This window comes from Eubacterium sp. AF17-7, from assembly GCF_003461285.1.
Lineage (GTDB): Bacteria > Bacillota > Clostridia > Lachnospirales > Lachnospiraceae > Eubacterium_U > Eubacterium_U album.
In genome coordinates this window covers 44,377-62,854 of sequence record NZ_QTWU01000018.1, presented here as the reverse complement: position 1 = coordinate 62,854, position 18,478 = coordinate 44,377, and the positions used below count along the sequence as shown (strand labels likewise).

21 protein-coding genes and 1 tRNA gene are annotated in these 18,478 nt (G+C 32.2%); 20 read left to right on the top strand and 2 right to left on the bottom strand.

Features of this window, described 5'->3' with window-relative positions; all coding sequences use genetic code 11:
* The 9 genes from DWW96_RS12605 to DWW96_RS12570 all read left to right on the top strand — a co-directional run.
* Positions 1–775: HNH/endonuclease VII fold putative polymorphic toxin (locus tag DWW96_RS12605; RefSeq protein ID WP_199522698.1), on the top strand; the 775-nt coding region annotated here is incomplete at its 5' end.
* Positions 776–790: 15 nt separating this feature from the next.
* The gene (locus tag DWW96_RS12600; protein ID WP_022089443.1) at positions 791–1,246 is read left to right on the top strand and encodes a hypothetical protein; all 456 of its coding nucleotides are present in this window, start codon (positions 791–793) and stop codon (positions 1,244–1,246) included.
* Positions 1,247–1,695: 449 nt separating this feature from the next.
* The gene (locus tag DWW96_RS14115) at positions 1,696–1,857 is read left to right on the top strand and encodes a hypothetical protein (RefSeq protein ID WP_158562713.1); all 162 of its coding nucleotides are present in this window, start codon (positions 1,696–1,698) and stop codon (positions 1,855–1,857) included.
* 33 nt (positions 1,858–1,890) lie between these two features.
* Positions 1,891–1,964, top strand: a tRNA-Pro gene (locus DWW96_RS12595).
* A 204-nt stretch (positions 1,965–2,168) separates the two neighbouring features.
* The gene (locus DWW96_RS12590; RefSeq protein ID WP_117910650.1) at positions 2,169–3,236 is read left to right on the top strand and encodes an L-threonylcarbamoyladenylate synthase; all 1,068 of its coding nucleotides are present in this window, start codon (positions 2,169–2,171) and stop codon (positions 3,234–3,236) included.
* 16 nt (positions 3,237–3,252) lie between these two features.
* On the top strand, positions 3,253–3,708 hold the full coding sequence (locus DWW96_RS12585; RefSeq protein ID WP_022089447.1) for a low molecular weight phosphotyrosine protein phosphatase: 456 nt from the start codon (positions 3,253–3,255) through the stop codon (positions 3,706–3,708).
* Positions 3,709–3,729: 21 nt separating this feature from the next.
* Positions 3,730–4,359 (top strand): uracil phosphoribosyltransferase, encoded by a 630-nt coding sequence (gene upp, locus DWW96_RS12580; protein ID WP_022089448.1) that lies wholly within the window; start codon positions 3,730–3,732, stop codon positions 4,357–4,359.
* A 283-nt stretch (positions 4,360–4,642) separates the two neighbouring features.
* Positions 4,643–5,134 (top strand): dCMP deaminase family protein, encoded by a 492-nt coding sequence (locus DWW96_RS12575; RefSeq protein WP_022089449.1) that lies wholly within the window; start codon positions 4,643–4,645, stop codon positions 5,132–5,134.
* A gap of 166 nt (positions 5,135–5,300) precedes the next feature.
* Positions 5,301–5,735, top strand: coding sequence for a hypothetical protein (locus DWW96_RS12570; protein WP_022089450.1), 435 nt, complete (start codon positions 5,301–5,303; stop codon positions 5,733–5,735).
* Between the two features lie 252 nt (positions 5,736–5,987).
* On the opposite strand, the gene DWW96_RS12565 is transcribed toward DWW96_RS12570, so the two are convergent.
* A complete protein-coding gene (locus tag DWW96_RS12565) occupies positions 5,988–6,356 on the bottom strand; it encodes a hypothetical protein (protein WP_022089451.1) in 369 nt (122 codons plus the stop codon).
* A gap of 96 nt (positions 6,357–6,452) precedes the next feature.
* Complete coding sequence (locus tag DWW96_RS12560; RefSeq protein ID WP_022089452.1) at positions 6,453–7,133, bottom strand: hemolysin III family protein; 681 nt, start codon at positions 7,131–7,133, stop codon at positions 6,453–6,455.
* A 192-nt stretch (positions 7,134–7,325) separates the two neighbouring features.
* Here DWW96_RS12560 and DWW96_RS12555 point away from each other — a divergent pair, with 192 nt between their 5' ends.
* The 11 genes from DWW96_RS12555 to DWW96_RS12505 all read left to right on the top strand — a co-directional run bounded on the left by DWW96_RS12555 (position 7,326) and on the right by DWW96_RS12505 (position 18,460).
* Complete coding sequence (locus tag DWW96_RS12555) at positions 7,326–8,336, top strand: hypothetical protein (RefSeq protein ID WP_022089453.1); 1,011 nt, start codon at positions 7,326–7,328, stop codon at positions 8,334–8,336.
* Between the two features lie 53 nt (positions 8,337–8,389).
* Positions 8,390–9,553, top strand: a complete 1,164-nt coding sequence (locus DWW96_RS12550; RefSeq protein ID WP_117910652.1) for a CpaF family protein — start codon at positions 8,390–8,392, stop codon at positions 9,551–9,553.
* Positions 9,554–9,561: 8 nt separating this feature from the next.
* Entirely contained in the window at positions 9,562–10,299 is a 738-nt protein-coding gene (locus DWW96_RS12545) for a type II secretion system F family protein (protein ID WP_117910648.1), read from the top strand.
* Positions 10,300–10,418: 119 nt separating this feature from the next.
* Positions 10,419–11,873 (top strand): hypothetical protein, encoded by a 1,455-nt coding sequence (locus tag DWW96_RS12540; RefSeq protein WP_117910647.1) that lies wholly within the window; start codon positions 10,419–10,421, stop codon positions 11,871–11,873.
* Between the two features lie 42 nt (positions 11,874–11,915).
* Positions 11,916–12,107 (top strand): Flp1 family type IVb pilin, encoded by a 192-nt coding sequence (locus DWW96_RS12535; RefSeq protein ID WP_117910646.1) that lies wholly within the window; start codon positions 11,916–11,918, stop codon positions 12,105–12,107.
* Entirely contained in the window at positions 12,107–14,026 is a 1,920-nt protein-coding gene (locus DWW96_RS12530) for a DUF5702 domain-containing protein (protein WP_117910645.1), read from the top strand. The genes DWW96_RS12535 and DWW96_RS12530 overlap by 1 nt, the downstream gene beginning before the upstream one ends.
* Before the next feature lie 451 nt (positions 14,027–14,477).
* Complete coding sequence (locus DWW96_RS12525) at positions 14,478–15,302, top strand: hypothetical protein (RefSeq protein WP_147339832.1); 825 nt, start codon at positions 14,478–14,480, stop codon at positions 15,300–15,302.
* 65 nt (positions 15,303–15,367) lie between these two features.
* Positions 15,368–15,787 carry a prepilin peptidase gene (locus tag DWW96_RS12520; RefSeq protein ID WP_117910643.1) on the top strand — a complete coding sequence of 140 codons (420 nt, stop codon included), beginning with the start codon at positions 15,368–15,370 and terminating at the stop codon, positions 15,785–15,787.
* Positions 15,788–15,796: 9 nt separating this feature from the next.
* Complete coding sequence (locus DWW96_RS12515; RefSeq protein ID WP_147339831.1) at positions 15,797–16,291, top strand: TadE family protein; 495 nt, start codon at positions 15,797–15,799, stop codon at positions 16,289–16,291.
* Between the two features lie 31 nt (positions 16,292–16,322).
* On the top strand, positions 16,323–17,675 hold the full coding sequence (locus DWW96_RS12510) for a DUF6382 domain-containing protein (RefSeq protein WP_117910641.1): 1,353 nt from the start codon (positions 16,323–16,325) through the stop codon (positions 17,673–17,675).
* Positions 17,676–17,734: 59 nt separating this feature from the next.
* Positions 17,735–18,460, top strand: coding sequence for an NAD-dependent protein deacylase (locus DWW96_RS12505; protein WP_022089180.1), 726 nt, complete (start codon positions 17,735–17,737; stop codon positions 18,458–18,460).
* Positions 18,461–18,478: the final 18 nt, after the last annotated feature.

Below are 18,478 nucleotides of genomic sequence, written 5' to 3'. Positions count from 1 at the left end.
TGGGGACAATCCGCTGTATTACATAGATCCTGACGGATGTTCATATATAAGCACACTTGGAAATGCAGGAAGAACAGCTTTCAACGTTGTAAAGAGCGGAGTGACAGGCGGGCTTGGATTTTACACAAGGATATGCTGTGAAATAGATAACATGCCGATATGGGCAAAGGCAGCCGTTGGAACAACAGGAATAATAATTGCAGGAGCAAGCGGAGTAGGAGCGGCTGCGATAGCAGAGACAGTAATTGCATCAGCAGGAATATCAGCGGCAACAGACGGAGCATTCTACACCGTTGCATCACTTAGAAACGGAAGTTTTAGCAGGTCAGAATTTAAGAATGCAGTCATAAACGGAGCAACAAACGGCTACATGTTTGCAGGAGCAGGGCTTGGAGTGGCAGGAATACGAAATGCCGCAAAAAGCGGAAAAATAGCAGGGTTTATGGCAGATGAAGCCGGAAGTGTGGCGTATGAGGGCGGTACAGGTTCTACTAGAAGACAAGTATTTAGAGAGGCGAAGGAAGCAACAGGTATTCCAAAGTCAGCAGAATATAAAACTCACAAGTTTGTGTTTGATGGAACATCAGAAAACAGAATTGTGTATGAATTTGATGTAAGTGGAGAAAAGAAATATATTATAGAACATCCTTTTGATAAGATGGGACGTGGAAATCATTTTCATGGTGCAGATGCTACAAAAGGAAATCCGTTCAGTAAAGGTAGATATAATCAATACCCAGGACATTTCCCAGAGGATTTTAATGGGTTTAAATAGGAAATGGAGATATAAATGGATAAAACAAGATTGGTTGAAGCCAAAAGAAGAAATGGAATACTACAAATCTGTAAAGAATGGAGAAATAATGGAATAGAAATAGCTATTGATGATTTTTATGATATTCATACTACTTTACAATTACAAGAAAAAATAATTGCTAAGTTAGATGATTTGGATACTCAGAAAAAGTATATTGTTTGTAAAAAAACATATGAAATAGAAGATTTCTTGAATTATACAAGTAAAGTAATATGTAAATCAATGAAATATGTTTTTTTTGTGGAAAACTCAACAAAGTTTGGAGCAATAAAATTACAAGGAGATATTATTTCTAATAATATAGAATATATAATAAGTAAATCGGAACTCTTAAATGGTGGATGTAGCATATTCATTTGTTCATGTGGTTTAGAAAATGGTGTGTGTTTATGGAGAGGAGAGTATGATAGTAGAGTTTACTGCTGGTAATAGTAGTTTATTCTTTTACTTATTTTTTAGAGATACCGAGAAGAGTTATGCTAAAAGAGATGTAGTTGAACTGACACATCCTCTCACAAAGATAAAGTCAAGACTAGAAAATACTAAAATATTAATGAATAATTGAATTTTCCTAGTAAGGTTGTAGTGATTAGGATTTATATGCTTATTATGAGCATTTGTATGAGTTACATTAAAACCGGAATTTGAAATATTATGAAAGGCTACATTTAATAATTACTTCGTATAATAATATATGAAGTAATTATTAGATATTTTTCTTTAAAATTAGAACGCATTGTTTTCATAGCACTTGGTGCTGTGGAGATGATGCGATTTTGCATTAAATGTCAGCACATTAAAATGACGGCCTTGGAAACAGAACAAAAGAAACAATTACAACAGGACTAATCAAAAAGAAAAAAGAGGAAAAAGAGTATGTGTGGGACTACACAAAAAAGTATCCGGTACTGCTTGAAGAAAAGGAATCAGATGGTACAATTGTAAGGTATACATATGCAGGAAACAGGGAAAGGGCATATGCGGATGTAACAAAAAACTTGAAAATACTAACAGATATGATAAAATATAAAAGTTCTTAATAAATACACTAAGAATCAAAAAATTTTTTTAATCGGTGCGTGGCTCAGTTTGGTAGAGCGCTGCGTTCGGGACGCAGAGGTCGCAGGTTCGAATCCTGTCGCACCGATTTTTTAGTGCAAAAAAACAATATTTTATTATTGATATAAAAGCTGTAGTCTATATGAAAAAGCAAATTTTGCATTAAATACAATGCCCTGCAAAACATTTGCAATACATCATAATATTTGTAATTTAGTGCTATATATGGTATTATAAAAAATGAGTATGGGCTTACGTAGAATTTAGAAAAATTCAGTAAAAGAGGCAAAAAATGGATACTTTAATTGTAAAAATGAATTCAGAAAATATTGATAATGAATCAATAAAAAAAGCTGGAGAAATAATAAGAGAAGGTGGACTTGTAGCATTCCCTACAGAGACTGTATACGGATTGGGTGCCAATGCATTAAATAAAGAGGCAGCTAAGAAGATTTATGCGGCAAAGGGCAGACCGTCCGACAATCCATTAATTGCACATATAGCAAATGAAGAGATGCTTAAACCGTTGGTAAAAGAGATTCCGGAAGTGGCAAAGAAACTTATGGATGCTTTTTGGCCGGGTCCAATGACACTTATTTTTAATAAAAGTGATATTGTTCCAAAGGACACAACGGGAGGATTGGATACAGTTGCTATAAGAATGCCAAATCACCCGATTGCACAGGCGCTTATAAAAGAAGCAGGTGTTAGCATAGCAGCACCAAGTGCAAATTTATCAGGAAAGCCAAGTCCTACATTAGGAGAACATGTTATTGATGACATGGATGGCAGAATTGATATGATTATTGACGGTGGAATGGTAGGAATGGGGTTGGAGTCAACGATTATTGACGTAACAGTTGAGCCGCCTATGATTTTGCGCCCAGGATTTATTACAAAAGAAATGTTAAAAGAAGTAATAGACCAAGTAGAAACGGATAAGGCGATTCTTACAAAGCCTACGGACGGACTTAGACCGAAGGCTCCAGGTATGAAATATAGGCATTACGCACCTAAAGCTGATTTTCGAATGTACGATGGAGAAGAAGAAAAGGTTGCGAATGAAATAATTAAAGTTGCCAATGAAAAGGATTCACAGGGATACGTTACGGGAATACTTACATCAGACCAGAATAAGCATTTTTATGAAGGAAAGGTAAATGATGGAGTAGTTGTAGTGTCACTAGGGGACTTGGACAAGCCTGAAACAATTGCAAATCATTTGTTTAAAGCACTGAGAGATTTTGATAAGATGGAAGCTCAGTTTATTTTTGGAGAAACATTTTCCAGAAAAAATGTAGGTGATGCAATTATGAACAGACTTACTAAGGCAGCAGGTTATAACATAATAAACTTATAGTATATTTGGAGGCATAATGGATTATTCAAAGATTATCTTCGTAACGAAAGATGATACATCAAGAGGTCCGTTGGCAGCAGCTATTCTAAGACAGAAGATGCCAATAGAACCAATTGAGATTGAATCCAGAGGCTTGATTGTATTGTTCCCGGAGCCGATAAATCAGAAAGTTGAAGCGATAGCAGCGGCAAAAGATTTAGACGTAAAGGGATATGCATCACAACAATTAAGTGAATCGGACTTTGGAAAAGATGTGTTAGTTTTAGTATTTGAAGAAAGTTTAAAGCCTACTGTATATGAAGAATATGCGGAGGCACAGAATGTTTACACATTCAAAGAATTTATAAATGAGTCAGGAAATATTGCGGACCCTTATGGTGGAGAATTACAGGAATATGGTAAGTTATACGACTCATTGAATGAATTAATGAGAAAATTGGTTTACAAATTAAGAGTACCAAAATTAAGCTAAAAAAGATGGAGGAAGTAATAAATGGCAAAGACAATGGTAATGGATCACCCATTGATTCAGCACAAGATTGGAATTATAAGAAGAAAGGAAACAGGAACAAAAGATTTCAGACAGTTAATCAGTGAAATTGCAATGCTCATTACATATGAAGCAACAAGAGAATTAGAATTAACAGATGTTGAAATTGATACACCAATTTGCAAAACAACAGTAAAAGAATTAGGTGGAAAGAAGTTAGCAATAGTTCCTATCTTAAGAGCCGGTTTAGGAATGGTAGACGGAATGTTAGCAATGATTCCATCAGCAAAAGTAGGACATATCGGACTTTATAGAGACCCTGTAACAGTAAAACCTGTTGAATACTACTGTAAATTACCTGAAGATTGTGAAAACAGAGATGTATTTGTAGTAGACCCAATGTTAGCAACAGGTGGTTCATCTGTAGCAGCAATTCAGATGTTAAAAGATAAAGGTGTAAAAAATATCAAATTTATGTGTATCATAGCAGCTCCTGAAGGAGTAAAAGCAATGCAGGAAGCACATCCTGATGTTGACATGTTTATCGGAGCATTAGACGAAAAATTAAATGAACACAGCTATATAGTACCAGGATTAGGAGACGCTGGAGACAGAATATTCGGAACTAAATAAGCACTGCATCAATAAGTAAAAATACGTTTTCTTGTGCTAGCACAAAAGAAAACGTATTTTTGCTTATTGATATAGCGCGCATGCGCGCGACCGAAATGAAGCGAAGCGGAATTGAGGTGCAGTGCTTATTTAGAAAGAAGAAGGCGCGCGACCGAAATGAAGCGAAGCGGAATTGAGGTGCAGTGCTTATTTAGAAAGAAGAAGGCGCGCGACCGAAATGAAGCGAAGCGGAATTGAGGTGCAGTGCTTGAGGTATAGCTTATGACAACAAGGAGGTACATGTATGCGAAGTTATAAAAGAAAAGACTATATATCCTGGGATGAATATTTTATGGGAGTTGCATATTTATCATCGATGCGCTCAAAAGACCCAAATACTCAGGTTGGAGCATGCATAGTAAGTCAGGATAATAAGATTTTATCTATGGGATACAACGGACTTCCTGTGGGATGTGACGATGATGAATTTCCATGGAATCGTGAAAGTGACAGCCCGTATGACAATAAATATTTTTACACAACACATAGTGAATTGAATGCAATATTAAATTACCGAGGTGGAAGTTTAGAAGGAGCAAAAATATACGTGACATTATTTCCCTGTAATGAATGCGCAAAAGCAATTATCCAATGTGGAATAAAAGAAGTTATTTACGATCAGGACAAATATGGAGATACGCCAGGGGTAAAAGCGTCGAAACGAATGATGGACGCTGCAGGTGTAAAATATACTCGCTATAAAAAATCAAATAGAATTATAGAAGTGGATTTATAATTTGCACATATTTTAACTGCATAGAAAAGAGATATGCGAATACAAAAGAGGGAATTATCCAAATTAAATGACGCAAAGTATAAATTGTTTTTCATTATGATAGACGTCGATAAATTTAATAAATTTTCTAAATTTGGTTAATATAAAAATAAAAAGGATTTAGAAAATGAAAAGTATTGATACAATAAAGTTGTTGCAGGAATGCGATGCCGGGACCAAAATGGCGGTAGCGTCAATAGACAATATGCTTGATAAAGTAGGAAGTCAGCAGTTGAAAAATGTACTAGAAGAAAGCAAATCGCATCATGAAAGTCTAGGAAATCAAATTCATGATATGTTAAATGAAAGAGAAGCTTTTGAAAAAGAACCAAATCCAATAGCAAAAGGAATGTCCCGTGTGAAAACAGGTGTAAAAACAACAATGGAAAGCGGAGATGCTACAATTGCGGATTTGATTACAGATGGTTGCAATATGGGAATTAAATCTTTGCATAAATATTTAAACCAATATGAAAAAGCTGAAAAAAATGCTAAAGAAATGGCAAAACAAATAATAGAAATAGAGGAAAAACTCAGGAGTGAAGTCGCAGAATATTTATAGTGGCAAAATTAATAATAATTGCATACAATGTAAATAGGCAAGAATACTTGCTAGATTTAAGCACGTCGTTACTTTGAATGCAAACTTTTAATTTAAGTGCTTCACTACTTTGAATGTGAACCTTTATTTTGAGCACTTGGCAGCTTAAAATGCGAATCATTATTTTTTTAGGGAGATAAAGTTCTTATCTCCCTGTTTTTGTGTATTATATGAATTAAATTTTATCGCTTGTAAAAACAAGCACGTCATTTACTATTGATTTCTTCTTTGAATTTCATATAAAAGAAGAACCATAATTGTATCTTTTAACCAATCATCTTCGGGATATATTATGCAGACATCATTTTCGCAGGCTGCATTTTCCATATGAACAATCTCAAAAATTCTATCCCTAATACCTAAAAGTCTGGTTTTATCAGGATATTCGTCATACATAGGACTGCCGACATAATCCATTTTATCGCACTCTTCTTCTATAGTACTTTGAATTTTTGCAAAAGCTTTAGGGTACATTTCCTTAACATAATCAATTTTGTTAGAAAAAGAAGAATCCATCTTGATAAAAAAGCCTTCGCTAAGTGAACTTTGCTGTATATAAACGGGTATATAATTATAAATCATTTTCAAATCCGACTATTTTCTTAATATATCTATATGACAAAATAAAAAATAACGTGATTGAAAAATAGACAAAATTCACATTAAAGCGTCAGAAAATTATTGTGGTAACGCATAAAGTAAAATTGCAAAAAAGTGAAGGATGCTTCCAAGTAAAATAAATAAATGGAAGATAGAGTGCATATATCTGTGGTTTTTGCCAAGCCCATATAAAACAGCACCAACAGTATAAGCAATTCCGCCGGAAACAAGTAATACAACTCCGCCCATTCCCATAACTTCAAATGTCTGTCTTATAAAGAATATGATGCACCATCCCATGGCTAAATAGCAAATCATGGAAAATACATTATACTTCTTTAAATCTATAGCAGTAAGCGTACATGCAACTACTGCACAACCCCAGACAATACCAAATAAAACCCATGCGATAACAGGATATTTAGGCATCATTGCAACAAGTAGTACAGGAGTATAACTTCCTGCAATTAAAAAGTAAATAGTGCAATGGTCAAGAACCTGCATAACTTTTTTGGCTTTGCCCGGTTTCAAACCGTGATAAATACTGGACATTGCATATAGGTCAATAAGAGTAATTCCATAAATGATACTACTTATTACACCGATAGCACTTCCGTGTTTAGCTGCCATAATAATACATAATACCATAGCTGCTATGCCTAATGCTCCCCCAACAATGTGGGATACCATATTAAAAATCTCTTCCCCTTTTGTGTAATCAGGGAGTTCTCTGTCGTCTAATTTAATTCTTTTAGCCATTTGACACCTCCAAAACATAACATGTAGTATTCAATACTACATCAGTATAACACAGTGAAATTTATAGTCAACAGTAAAATTCAAAAAGAAAAATAGAAAAAAATATAAAAAGGTATAGACAATTTGAAAATATGCATATATAATGTGAGTACACTAAAAACAACAAAAAGTATATAGAAAGGAACAAAATAAATGAAAACAGGTATGCTGGGAATTTACGATGTTGATAGCAACTATGCGAATTCGCTTATGGAGTACATAAGTGACAAAAGAGGAATACCGTTTCGCACGGTTGCATTTACAGAATTAGAGGCACTTAAGGAATTTGCAGAAAAAAGAGAGATAGATATTTTGTTGATATCTGCAACTGCAATGACGCATGATATTGCTGAATATAATATTGGAAAGATAATTTTGCTGACGGATGGTAACGTATTTGCCGAATATATAAGTTATGCATCGATTTATAAATATCAATCTTCAGAAAATATTATAAGAGAAGTAATAAATTATTATGTCGATATAAGCACTGCGGAAGGCGTCGGGTCAGTTTTGGTTGATGATGTTGAAGTAATTGGAGTGTATTCGCCAATTGGCAGAAGTGGAAAGACCACATTTGCAATTACTTTAGGACAGGTTTTAGCGAAAGAGAAAGAAACCCTGTATATAAATATGGAAGAGTTTTCAGCATTGTCAAAGATTTTTAATAAAGAATACAGCGGAGATTTGTCTGACCTAATGTATTTTTACAAGCAGAATCCGGAGTCGTTACCATTAAAACTTAAAGCGATAGTTAACAGCATAAATGAAATGGATTACATACCGCCTTCAATGTTTTCTAATGACTTGAGAAGTTTAGACAGTAGCGTTTGGCTGGGAATGATACAGGCAATTATTAATTCAGGAATGTACAAGACGATAATTTTAGATTTAAGTAATATGGTTAAAGACATTTATGAAGTGTTGGAGTTTTGCAACGTAATTTATATGCCAATGAATGATGACAGAATGTCGCTAATGAAAATATCTGAATTTGAAGAATTTATATTTAAAACAGAGCAGGAAGAGTTGTTAGATAAGATTGTTAAGGTAAAATTGCCTATTTGTAATGAAAACCAATGGGATGAAGATTATTTTGATAAGCAGATTTGGGGTAGTTTAGGTGATTTTATAAGAAAACTGTTAAAAGAGGAAGTGGCTTGAAAACAAAAGTTGATTTAGAAGAATTGCGTGAAAAAATAATTGAAGAGATAGACATGACAAGAAATCCTAATGATGAAGAGCTTCATGAAATAATTGATTATGTTATTGCAGGAGTTGCCAAGTGCAGACTTATGCCACTTTATGACAGATGGGAGATACATAGACAATTGTATGATTCAATCAGAGGACTTGGAATTTTAGAGGAACTTTTGGCAGATGATAATATTTCTGAAATTATGATTAATGGAGTGGACAATATTTATGCAGAAAAATTTGGCCGAATTGTAAAAATAGATGGGAAATTTCCTTCGGTAGAAAGGTTAGAGGACGTAATTCAGCAGATTGTTTCAGCAACAAATAGAAGGGTAAATCAGTCTGATCCTATAGTGGATACAAGATTGCCTGACGGCTCAAGAGTAAACGTGGTTTTGCCCCCTGTTGCGATTGATGGAGCCGCAGTAACAATTAGAAAATTTCCGGCTGACCAGATAACAATGGAAGATTTGATTAAATGGGGTTCTATCACAAAAGAGGCAGCCGATTTTCTTAAAAAACTTGTAGAGGGTGGATACAACATTTTTATAAGTGGAGGAACAGGTTCAGGCAAGACTACATTTTTAAATGCATTGTCCAATTATATTCCGCAGGATGAGAGAATTATTACGATAGAGGATTCGGCAGAATTACAATTGCTCAATACTGATAATTTGGTACGAATGGAAACAAGGCAGGCGAATACTGAGGGTGAAAATGAAATAACAATCAGAGATTTAATAAAGACAGCTTTGAGAATGAGACCGGACAGAATAATCGTGGGAGAAGTAAGAGGAGCAGAAGCGGTGGATATGCTTCAGGCCATGAATACAGGGCATGACGGTTCAATGTGTACAGGTCATGCAAATTCTGCACAAGATATGATGTACAGACTTGAAAACATGGTTTTGACAGGAATTGATATACCACTTGAAGCAATAAAATCACAGATTGGAGCAGCAATAGATATAGTGGTTCATTTGGGAAGATTAAGGGATAAGACACGAAAAGTTATGACAATACACGAGATGGTGAAAGATGAAAATGAAAAAATAAAACTTCAACCATTATATGTATATAAGGAAACAGGTGAAAGAAATGGTATTGTGCAGGGTAGTTTGGAAAAAACAGAAAAGAAACTAAAAAATAATGAAAAATTAGCAGCACATGGAATAGAAATATAGGTGTATAAATGGATTACGAAAAGTATGTGTTTAACAGGAAAGAGTTATTTAATTATCTAATAATGGCGATAGTATGTGTGCTTATGATTGCCAAATTATTTTATGGCAAATATTTATATGCAGTGCTTTTATCACCTTTAATAATAGTTATTTTAAGAATTAAAAAATTGCAATTAAAAAGAAAGCGTAAAGAAAAATTAGAGGCGCAGTTTAAAGATATGCTAATGGGAATGGCTGATGCGATGAGTGCAGGCGCATCTTCAGTAACAGCATTAAAAGAAAGTTATAAAGAGATGTTGGGAATGCATGGTTATAACAGTTATATTTGCCAGGAATTAAGGATTATATTATCAGGAATTAAATTAAATGTTCCGTTAGAAAAATTGTTAAAAAATTTTGCAGAGAGGGCAAATATAGAAGATTTAAATTTGTTTGTAGCCGTATTTGAAATAGCGCAGAAAAAAGGTGGAAATATGATTCATGTTGTAAAAAACGTAGCTGATAATATACGACAGAAATCAGAAGTAAAAGAGGAAATAAGAGTAGCTATAAACGGAAAAAAATATGAACAAAAAATAATGAGTACAGTTCCCGTTATTTTAATTGGATATATGCTGATTTCTTCACCGGGATTTTTAAATGTTATGTATGAAACATGGATGGGAAAAGGCATTATGACAATCGGGTTAATAGCGTATGTACTGGCAATCGTATGGGCACAAAGAATTATGGATGTTGAAATTTAATTATTTTATTGAAGATTATTGAGGTTGAGATTTAATGATTTTGGAAAGAGGGATTATGGTAATGAAATATAGATTGTTAGATATCAGGGAAAATGATAGCGAATGAAATTGGAGAATAGATGGCAGGTATAGTGTTATGTAGTAGTGGTTTAGTAATTTTACTTATACTTTTATTAGTGACAGGAAGATACAAAATAAAGTATAGAAAAAGACTAAAAAATAAGTTGGATAAGGACGAGCATCCTTTGTTAAAACTTTATGGATTATGTTTTTGGATAAATGATAAATTTGTTGTGAAAAAATGCAAAAACCTATATAAAAAAAGTGATTCAAAATTAAAGAAACTATATGTCAGGGAAGACATAGATGAATACCGATATTTGTATATGAGTAAAAAGATAGCGAATAGTATCGCTGTATTAGTAATAGTTTTAATTGTTGGATTGGGTATAGGTGTTAATGAATATGGAGAAACAAAAAATAAATTATCAGAAATACAAAGAAATAATCCGGGTGAGGGAGAAAAAGAGTATTCACTCATTGTAAAGGGTAAAGATAACAGTGAAGAAATAACTGTTAACGCTGCAGAAAAAAGTCTGACTATTGATGAATGTTATGAACAACTTGATAAAAAAAAGCCGGAAATATTAAAAAAAGTTCTAGGTGAGAACAAAAATGTTAATAACATTTCGAAAAAACTGAATTTAATAACAACTGATGATGATAAGGAAATTGATATAAGATGGGAAATTGATAAAAAAGATGTTATTGATTCATCAGGAAAAATTATTAAGGAAATAAATGATAAGGGCGATGATGTAAAACTTACAGGTTATTTGTCTTTAGAGGATGTAACGATAATATATGAAATTCCTTTGCATATCACCGGGAATGATGAAATTGATTCAGTACAGGATAAGGTTCAGGAAATAGCAGATGAAAATCTGTATGAAAAAACTATAAAACTACCCCGAAAAATAAATGGTAAAAGTATTGAATTTTATAGTGATGTAGACACCGTTGCAGATAAATTTATAATTATAGGGCTGATTTTTGCTATTGCAATATTCTTTTTTGAAGACAAAAATCTGGACAAAAATTTAAAGAAGAGGGAAAGCCAGATGGTAAGGGATTATCCGGAAATTATTAGTAAGCTGCTTTTATACAATGGTGCCGGCATGTCGATACGAAATGGTTTGGAAAGAATTGTTGCAGAGTATAAAAGAAATTTGAATTTAGGCTATAGATATGCATATGAAGAACTGGATTATACATTAAATGCAATGAATAGTGGTATTAATGAACAGCAGGCTATTAGTGAATATGGAAAAAGAAGCGGAATTCATTGCTATATAAAACTGGCAAATATTTTACAACAGAACATTAAACGTGGAACAAGAGAAATGGCAGTAGCTTTGCAGGAGGAAATGGATAATGCGTTAATTGAAAGAAAAAATAAGGCATTAAAAGAAGGAGAGGAAGCCGGAACGAAACTGTTAGGACCAATGATAATAATGTTGATTGTAGCAATGGGAATTGTCGTGGCTCCGGCACTTATGTCAATAAAAATATAAAACAGGATAGCAACATAAATAATGTAGGAATGGGAGAAATATATGAGAGGTTTAATAGAAAAATTAAAGAGAAATTTAGTAGATTTTGGACAAGATGAGTCAGGTATGGGTGTAATTGAAGTTATTTTAATAATATTGGTTTTAGTTGGACTTGCATTAATTTTTAAGAAACAGATAGGAGATATTGCAGATGGAATATTTACTTCAATAAAAACTCAAGTAGGCAAGTTTTAATGAGATTAAAAGCAAGCGTAACTATATTTTTAAGCCTGGTTATAACTGTGGTTATAGTTGTTGTATGTACTGTAATTGAGTCAGCAAGAATAAGTGTTTCGCAAATGGAAGGAAAAGCTGCAACATATATGGCAGTTGAATCCGTTTTTGCAGGATATGGAAAACAGTTATATCAGGATTATGGAATATTACTTGCATGGGAACAGGAGCCGTTAGGTAATCAGGTTACAAGATATATGCAGGATAATATAAATATGGCAGATTTAGATTTTAAAAATTATGATTTTTCAAATATGGAGATAGAAAGTGTAAATATTTTAAAACAAAAATACGCCACAGATAAAGAAGGAGACTTATTTGTAAAACAAGTAGTTGATTATGCAAAATATATTGTGGGAATTGATGCTGTTAATAAATTAATTTCCGATTCCGAAGAAGAAAATAATAATAAGGAAACATGTAATGAAATAAAAGAAAATAGTAATGTTACAAATATAGCCAATGATGTTTCAGAAGAAATGATAGGAATCGTAGAAAAAATAAACACTCAGATTGACGAATTGAAAAAAACAGAAAAGTTAAAGGGAAAAATGTCAGCGGTGTTTCAGAAATTTGATGATTTAAAAGCAAATATAACAGCAAATATAACAGGTCAAAACCAGAACCAAAATATTCACAATAAAAAGGTTAAGAAGTTTTGGAATAAATATAAGAAACTAAAAAGCGTGTTGAAAATAGAGGACACTTTAATATCAAAAACTCTAACAGATATGGATACATATGTTGAAAATAAAAATGCTATAGAAAAAGAAATGAATGGCGATTTTTCAGGATATGAGGATTATATAGAAGTAGATAGAGAAAGTTTGAAAACAATAAAAAATTCAATAGAAGAAATAATGACAGCTTCAAATGTGGATGCAGATATTAATCAAAGTAATATCGGTGAAATAGAAAAATTGCTTGATAAGGTAAAAAGCATTGAAAAAGGTTTATGGGATCTAAAAAAAGGAAATTCTAATGGCGATGCTAAAGAAGAAAAAAACTTATATGAAAGAGCAAAAAGTTTAATAAGCGATGGTGTATTAGGAATTGTTTTAGAGGATGTAAACAATATATCTACAATGCAGATAAGAAATCTAAATCTGCCAACAACATTAGAAACAGATGGTAATAAGAAAGCAGATTTAATAAAGGATATTACAAACAAAGGAATCTTTGTGAAGTATATAGAATTGTACTTTAACAATTATGCAAAAATTTCTGAATATGGAAATGATGATACAGCCTTAAAGTACGAAATGGAGTACATTTTAAATGGGAATTTAAATGATAAAGACAATCTTACAGAGACTATTAAAAAATTAGTTGAAGTTAGAAATTTATCAAATGGAGCGTATTTAATAACGGATGGCGAAAAGATGAAGGAAATAACAACTTTGGCTGAAACAGTAGCCACGGCTATTGGAATGCCATTTTTAACGCCGGTTGCTCAGGCAGTAATAATAGAGGCGTGGGCACTGACAGAAGCGGTTATTGATGTAAGGCAGTTATTAAATGGAGAAAAAGTACCGATAGTGAAAAACAGTGAAAACTGGAATAGCAGCATAAAAAATATCGGGACATTTGAAGACGGACGTAAAAACAATACAGGGTTAACTTATACACAGTATTTGCAGACAATGATTATGACACAGAAAACAAAAAATACTGTTTTTAGAACTATGGATTTAGTGCAGGTAAATATGCAAAAAAGATATAATAAGGATTTTTTAATTTCAGAGTGTTTTGGAATGTGTGAAGTTGAAGCAAATCTTAGAATAGAACCGGTATTTACGTCGTTACCAATAGTGTCACATTTTATAGGTAACAATAACGAAAGTTATGTTTATAAAACCAAGATGGAATATGAGTACTGATTTAAAAATAGCGTTGAATGTAGAACGCAACATTAAAAATAACGTTGAATATAGAACGCGATGTTAAAAACAACGTCAGACATAAAACGTAACATTAAAAACAACGTCGAACATAGAACGTAATATTAAAAACAACGTTGAACATAGAAAACAATATTAAGAATTATAAATTTAAACAGATAGTTGAGAAGTTTGTAAAAATCTGATTAGCAGAATAAATGTGAGGTAAATAATAATGCCCTTTTTCATAAGAACAATAAAGCCAAATAAAACAATAATAAAAAATAAAAATAATAACAAATGTGCATCTCTCCAAGTGCAAAAGCGTAAATTTTATAACTTGTCTGGAAAAAGGGTATTTTTATTTGCCTCACATAATGTAAATAACTCATGTAATATAAAAAGTTCAAATAATTTAAAGGGCTCATTAACGATTGAGGCGGCGCTTGCCATGTCAGTATTTTTATATGCATCTTTTGCAATGATTCATTTTATTTTGATGTTTAACTGGCAGGTTTCTATGCAGATGAATATAAATAATATTGCAAAGGATACAGCAAAGAAAATGTATTATTTGGAAATTGCGAATAATATTACAAATAATGACAAAAACGGGGAAGAAACACGGAAAAGCATTAACAGTAAATTTAAAGAATATGAAAATAAAAATGCTGATGCAGACAATGACGAAATAGGACAGGACAATAATAAATTTTGTCAGGAAAATGTAATGGGTGTAGCTTATTTATATGGAAAACTGGTTAAAGAAATAGGTGTGAAAAATAGTGCTCAAAAGCTGGTTGATTTGAGTAAAAGTAAAGTGGATATGAATGATGGTCTGGTAGACATAATAGCTATTTCAAGGTATAAATATCCCTATTTTTCTAAAGACAATCAGATTCAAATTGTTCAAAGAGCAAGAATGAAGGCATGGACAGGACGTGACTTAACACAACAGTTGAACCTTGTTTATATGACGGATGGAGGAAAAGTTTATCACACAAATATTGACTGTACATATTTAAATTTAAACATAGAAAAAACTTCTTATTTGGAAATGACACAAAGAAGAACCGGTAGCGGGAGTAAATATAAAGCATGCAGTATTTGTGTGAATAAAAAAATAGCTGATAGCCAAGTGGTTTTTATAACGAAGGAAGGAAAGAAATATCACACGGACATAAATTGCAGAGGACTTACAAGAAGGGTAATTACATTAGATATTTCTCAGGTAGAAACGAAAAATGCATGTAGTAAGTGTGGAGCAACAGAATAGGATGTTAAACATAGTGTAAGTTGTTCGTATGTAAATTTTAATTCAGTGTGAAACAATAGAGTAAGATGTTAAATTGGATAATTAGTGGAGTGTATTTATGTGGATGCACGATAATGGATATTAAAAAGAAAGAATTAAATTTAATATATTGCACAATATTTTTTATAGTTGGTATTGCGTATGCTTTGCTTTACTTAAATGGAAATATGGAGGGGCTGATATTTGCATTAATGCCGGGAATAGTTCTTCTGATTTTAAGTATGCTTTTCTCGTCGCAAATAGGAATTGGGGATGGAATTATGATAATAACATTAGGATTATTTATGAATGTAGTGTATTTACTTTCAGCATTGGTATGGGCTTTTATTTTTGTTTCATTAATAGCAATATTTAAAGTTTTGTCTAATAAGAAAACAACAATTCCGTTAGCTCCATTTTTACTAATAGGACAAATATGTGTGATAGTAAATAATTTAAGAGGGTGAGAATGTAAGATGAAATATAAAAAGAGGGTGGAGGATAGGGTGGAAGTTTATGGAAAAATGATAAACTTAAAGCAAAAATTTATAGACTTAAAACAAAAACCTAAGTTAAAAGGTGAAATGACAATAGAAGCAAGCCTTGTAATGCCAATGGTGTTTTTAATGCTGGCGTTTACTTTATTTATGGCATTTTATCTTCATGACATAGTTGTTACAAAGGTATATGTTTATGGTAAATGCATAGAAATGTATGATAAAAATGAGAAAACAGAAATGGAAAGGTTAGCCACAAAAGCTATAGATTCGATACCGGTATTTGTAGCGGATAATAAGATAAAAAAGGTAAATAAAAGTGCGGTTACGATAGAAAGTAAATATAATTTTCAAATGAGATGGATAAAAAATATTATGGATAATGATGAAGATATAGAAATTAAAATAGAGAAAAATATGGATGAGCAAAAGATGTATATTTGCAAGGCAGTTATTGATTCTAAAGCAAATTGATAAAGGCAGGTAAAGAAAGTTGAGGGTGTGAATGGAAATATCTTATAAGAAAGACGGAATAAATAATTATATGATTATAAGAAATCAGAAGGACGTGGAAAATGACTACAAACTTCAGATGTTGATTAATAATAAAATAGAAGGAATTTTAAGTATAAATATAAAGAAGATTAATAATGAAAACCAATTCTATTATGATATAACGTCAAAAAATTCCATGAGAAGTTTATTTGTAAAAAATAAAGTAGGAGCCAAAGATATTGAACAGTTTATAAACAGTATGGCGATAGTAGCAAAATCTATGAAGGAATATTTGCTTGATATTAACAATATAGTTTTTGATATGGACATGATTTACTGGGATTCAAAAAAGAAAGTATATAATTTTTGCTATTATCCATTTACTGAGCAGGGAATGAAAGAAGGTCTGAACGGACTTTTTTTAGAATTGTTAGAACTTTTAAATCATAATGATAGGGAAGCGGTTGTAATAGGTTATGGACTGCAACAGAAAATAATATCAGAGAATTTTACAATTACAGAGCTAAAAGAATATGTAGCTGAAAATATAAAAATGCCAGGAAATAATATTAATAAGTATTCATATGAAAAGGCTAAAAAATCCAATTATTATAATGAAAAGCAAAATGATGACTTGGAAGATTTGGATAATATTATAGAAGAAGATGCAGACGAATATTTTGATAGTACAGATTTTGAAAATGACAATATAAATAAAAGATTCAGCAATAAAAACGAAAAGGAAAGAAAACAAAAAGAGAAAAGGGCAAATAAGAAAAAAGAAAAAGAAAAAAATAGAAAAAAGAATAAAGAAATAAAGGAAAATATAAAGGATAGTGCAAAAAATAAGAATGGAAAAACAAACACAAAGAGTAAGAAATGGTGGCAATTCTGGAAAAGAAGTAAACCAAAGAAAAGAGAAGAACTTTTAGAAAATAATTTTATAAAATTAGAGGAGACGGATGGATTTGATGATATTGAAAAATTTGTAGCAAGTGAAATGCCTGTTAAAGAAATGGATTCTATTGATGAAGAGGCTACGGTTCTTCTTACATCAAATGTTCATAGTACAGGTATTTTACTAAGGAGTACTGACATAGAAAATCCTGTAACAATAATTCCAAATGGATTTCCATGCATTATAGGTAAAAGTGGGAAAAGTTCAGACTATAAATTAGAAGAGCAGTTTATAAGCAGAGTTCATGCAAGAATATATGAAGAAATGGATGGATATTATATAGAAGACTTAAACTCATCTAATGGAACTTTTGTTAATGGCGAAAAATTAAAGCCACATACGCAGGTAATGTTTCAGTTAGGGGATATAATAATGTTAGCTGATATGGAATTTGTTGTGGAATAATAAAAGAAAAATGGTATAATGGTCTATATTATATGTTAAAAAGTCAGGAGAACCATAAGATGGAGGATAAGGTTGTACAACTAAAACAAATAATTGAAGAAAGTGATAATATTGTTTTCTTTGGAGGTGCAGGAGTTTCAACAGAAAGCGGTATTCCGGATTTTAGAAGTGTTGATGGACTTTATAACCAGAAATACAAATTCCCACCGGAAGAAATTATTAGTCATTCTTTCTATATGAAGAATAAAGAAGAGTTTTACAGATTTTATAAAGATCGTATGTTATATGAAGGTGCGCAGCCTAATGTCACACATAAGGCTCTTGCTAAATTAGAACAGATGGGTAAATTAAAAGCAATTGTAACTCAGAATATTGATGGATTGCATCAGATGGCAGGAAGCAAAGTTGTATATGAACTTCATGGCTCTGTAATGAGAAACTACTGCGAAAAGTGTGGAAAGTTTTATGACTTTGAATATGTAAAAAATTCAGAAGGTGTTCCACATTGCGAATGTGGTGGAGATATAAAGCCTGACGTAGTCTTATATGAAGAAGGACTTGACGAAGAAATCGTTGAGAAGGCTATTAAAGCAATAGAGGAAGCAGACGTTCTTATAATAGGAGGAACTTCCCTTATAGTATATCCTGCAGCAGGGCTTATTGATTATTACAAAGGGGACAAGCTTGTATTAATTAATAAGACAATGACAATAAGAGATTCAAGAGCAGATTTAGTTATTAATGACAGCTTAGGTAAAGTATTTAGCGAAATTATGGATATGTAGAACAAATAATTTAAGCCG